The 3,003-nt window shown below is 71.2% G+C and carries 6 protein-coding genes; 5 read left to right on the plus strand and 1 reads right to left on the minus strand.

Annotation, left to right across the window (positions count from 1 at the left end; genetic code table 11):
* The first annotated feature begins 32 nt into the window (after positions 1-32).
* Positions 33-248: a hypothetical protein gene (locus G6R25_RS23000; RefSeq protein WP_163554539.1), complete on the plus strand. Its 216-nt coding sequence runs from the start codon at positions 33-35 to the stop codon at positions 246-248.
* Between the two features lie 149 nt (positions 249-397).
* Positions 398-577, plus strand: coding sequence for a MerR family transcriptional regulator (locus tag G6R25_RS23005; RefSeq protein WP_163554540.1), 180 nt, complete (start codon positions 398-400; stop codon positions 575-577).
* A gap of 105 nt (positions 578-682) precedes the next feature.
* Here the strand turns inward: G6R25_RS23005 and G6R25_RS23010 are convergent, their stop codons facing one another.
* Entirely contained in the window at positions 683-931 is a 249-nt protein-coding gene (locus G6R25_RS23010) for a helix-turn-helix transcriptional regulator (RefSeq protein ID WP_163554541.1), read from the minus strand.
* Positions 932-1,096: 165 nt separating this feature from the next.
* Here G6R25_RS23010 and G6R25_RS23015 point away from each other — a divergent pair, with 165 nt between their 5' ends.
* The 3 genes from G6R25_RS23015 (at position 1,097) to G6R25_RS23025 (ending at position 2,498) form a co-directional block, all read left to right on the plus strand.
* Positions 1,097-1,828, plus strand: coding sequence for a DUF2786 domain-containing protein (locus G6R25_RS23015; protein WP_163554542.1), 732 nt, complete (start codon positions 1,097-1,099; stop codon positions 1,826-1,828).
* Positions 1,829-1,937: 109 nt separating this feature from the next.
* On the plus strand, positions 1,938-2,147 hold the full coding sequence (locus G6R25_RS23020; protein WP_163554543.1) for a hypothetical protein: 210 nt from the start codon (positions 1,938-1,940) through the stop codon (positions 2,145-2,147).
* 60 nt (positions 2,148-2,207) lie between these two features.
* The gene (locus G6R25_RS23025) at positions 2,208-2,498 is read left to right on the plus strand and encodes a hypothetical protein (protein ID WP_163554544.1); all 291 of its coding nucleotides are present in this window, start codon (positions 2,208-2,210) and stop codon (positions 2,496-2,498) included.
* Positions 2,499-3,003: the final 505 nt, after the last annotated feature.

A 3,003-nucleotide genomic window follows, 5' to 3' on the forward strand; every position in this document is an offset into this window, starting at 1 on the left:
TCGCGGCGTGAAGCGGCGCCTAGCGTCGCGGCGTGAGCCAGCCCGACGACCCGTACGACCTCGTGGGCGTCGCCGAGATCGCCGTGGCGCTGGCTGTCGGCCGGGCCCGCGCGGACGTGATCAGTCGCTACCGTGGGTTCCCCGAGCCGGTCGTGGTGCGCGACCGCATCCGGCTGTGGTGCCGCCGCGACGTCGAGGTATGGCTGGACACGAACCGGCCGGGCTGGCGCATCCCGCCGAAGACCTGACCGCCCGCACCCGCAACGCCACCCCGCGCACCAACTGTCGTGGAGCAACGATTCGACAACGCTCCGCGAATCCGCTGGTCCGCCGCCCCCACCTGGGCGGATGCTCCCGCACCACAGGGTGACACGCAGGAGACACGGGGGTGTCACACATGGAGCTGAGCCTCAGCCAGGCGGCCCAGCGGGCGCACGTCACACCGACGGCGATCATCGCGCTGATCAGGAGTCAGATCCTGCCGGCGGAGTGGACGGTCCGCGGCTGGCTGATGCGCGCCGACGACCTGGACCGGCTCGTCGACCAGGCGTCGCGGGCCAGTGGAGTCACGGCGTAGGGCGTAGTTCCACGGCCCGCACGGCCCGCCAGTTCACCAGGACCGTTCGCCCGTCGGCGAGGTGCACCCGGCCAGGGCCGCACCGGCGTCCGGGGCCGGGCAACGTCAGGGCTGCTGGGCCTCGACCGTCGCCGCGCGAGGGCGGCCGGGTGAGCGCCGGCTCGGCGCCCAGGCGTCGATCGTGGACGTAAGCCACCGCGGCGCGCGTCGGGCCTCCGGGCGCCCGAGATCGGGGGTGTCGGGCGGCGGGGCGGTCCCGCGCGAGACGTACGAACGCCAGGTGACGGGCTTGATGTCGAGGCGCGCGGCGACCTCGGCCACCGTGAGCAGCGGGTCGGGGTCGCCGTTGGTCATCCACCCATCATCCTCGCCCGCCCTTCCAGATCTACAACGCTGCGTTGTGATTGTGGTCACATCACCCGATCGTCGTCCTGCCAAAAAACACAACGCAGTGTTGCGGTATTGAGTCACCGCCGCACGACGCGCCCCGCACCGGGGCCCGAACACAAGGGGACGACGATGGCGCAGGACACCCTCGGCAAGATCCGCAAGCTGCTCGCCATGGCCGAGGCCGACGGACTCACCGACGAGGCCCGCGAGACCTACAACGCCAAGGCCCGCGACCTCATCGCCCAGTACGGCATCGACGAGGCGATGCTGGCCGCGAGCACGCCCGGCGCCTCGCCGACGGTCACGGACCGGACCATCGTCACCGAGGCCCCCTACGCCCGCGACAAGGCGACGCTGCTCGACAGCATCGCCGTCGCGCTCGGCTGCCAGATCGTCTCCACCAGGAGCGAGCCGGGCTGGCGCCAGATCTTCGGCACGCCGGCCGATCTGGAGCGGGTGGACCTGCTGTTCACCTCGCTGCTCGTCCAGCAGGCCCTCGGCCTGGGCGCCGTGACCCCACCCAAGGACGAGAACCCCAAGGCGTACCGCCGAAGCTGGATGGCGGGCTTCGCCTACGCGGTCCACCTCCGGCTCAAGGCCGCCGAGGAGAAGGCCCGCGACGCGCGGGTGGCCGAACAGAACGGTGGCAGCGGGCAGACCGGGCCGTCCGTGGCTCTCGTGCTGGCGAGCAAGGCGCAGCACGTCGATACCGCCGTGGCCGCCGCTTACCCGAAGCTGCGCAAGTCCCGCGCTCGCCCGCTGTCCGGCTCGGGCGGACAGTCCGGCTACCGGGCCGGCGAGAAGGCCGACCTCGGCGGAACGCGAGTCACGGGCATCCAGCGGACCGCCCTCGCGAACTGACCCGCCGCCACGCCGCCCCCGGCTCGGGGCGGCGTGGCCTTCGCTCAAGGACAAGGCCGCGTAGGCCGCCCAAGACACCCGAGTCCCGTCCACACGAAAGGCCAACGCCGTGCTCAACCCCGACGGGTTGCCCTACCCGCCCGGCTCCATCCCCGAGATCGACTACCCGGCCGACTTCCAGTACACGGGCCCGATCGACCCCGGCCACGACCGGGACTGCCTGTGCGGGGGCACCCCGGACTGCGACCCGTACCCGGACCCGCTGGTGTCCCTGGTGAAGGTCACCCCGCTGCCCCCGGACCCCGAGCCGCCGTTCTGACGGCCCGGCCGAGTAAACCGGCAAGTTCCCGTCCGCCGACCAACCGCAAAGGAGATCCACATGATCGATCCCTGGAAACTGCACGAAGTCCTTCGAGAAAACGAGGGCCTCACGTACGAAGAAGTTCTGCCCCTCACCTCGGCGGAGACCGACATCAGGCAGCGAGTTGGCGAGATTCGCCTCGGGCTGGACCAGATCGAAGCGGATCTCGCAACGGGGAGCCAGTTCCGCACCGGCGGCCTTGGCGGTGCCCTCGACCTGGAGCGGGCCATGGGCACTCGGGACTCGCTGCTGCGGGTCCTGAGGCACAACGGTGTCGACCTGTCGACGATCGCCGAAGATCGTCGATGATGCCTGGCCGTTCGGACTCACCCGTGTGACGTCCGAACGCAACGAAGCCCGGCTGGCCACGTTGATGGCCAGCCGGGCTTCGTGTGTGCGGTCAGGCCGCGGGCTGGTCGCCGGTCGGGAGGATCGGGGACGGGAACGAGGGCTTCGACGACGACCTCGACCCGACCAACGAACCCTGATCAAGGCTGACCCGCCGACGGCGGTGGGGACGGCGGGCGCCTGGCGGGAGGATTGGAAGCCGAGCGCGCCCAACCACCCACAGCGCGCTCCCACCAGGACTTCCACGGGTGTCCAGCCCGCCGTCACCTGTTCCCGCCGAGGTGCGTCGAGCGGCCCGGCACCCCGGCGGGAAAATCCGACCCTATCCGGCCCGCGTGGCGAGCGCGGGCGGGTGGGTCAGGAGCAGGGCCCCGGGAAGATCGTTCTAGGTTGCGATCTGCTACGCGGAGTATTGGCCCCGTCGTGCCGTCCGGACGCGTTCCAGTCGAGACCGCACACGTCAGCC

It is taken from the genome of Candidatus Frankia alpina (genome assembly GCF_902806485.1).
GTDB lineage: Bacteria > Actinomycetota > Actinomycetes > Frankiales > Frankiaceae > Frankia > Frankia alpina.

Coding starts and splice junctions, on each gene's coding strand:
- G6R25_RS23005 (WP_163554540.1), top strand. CDS start 398: ATGGAGCTGAGCCTCAGCCAGGCGGCCCAGCGGGCGCACGTCACACCG.
- G6R25_RS23010 (WP_163554541.1), bottom strand. CDS start 931: ATGACCAACGGCGACCCCGACCCGCTGCTCACGGTGGCCGAGGTCGCC.
- G6R25_RS23015 (WP_163554542.1), top strand. CDS start 1,097: ATGGCGCAGGACACCCTCGGCAAGATCCGCAAGCTGCTCGCCATGGCC.
- G6R25_RS23025 (WP_163554544.1), top strand. CDS start 2,208: ATGATCGATCCCTGGAAACTGCACGAAGTCCTTCGAGAAAACGAGGGC.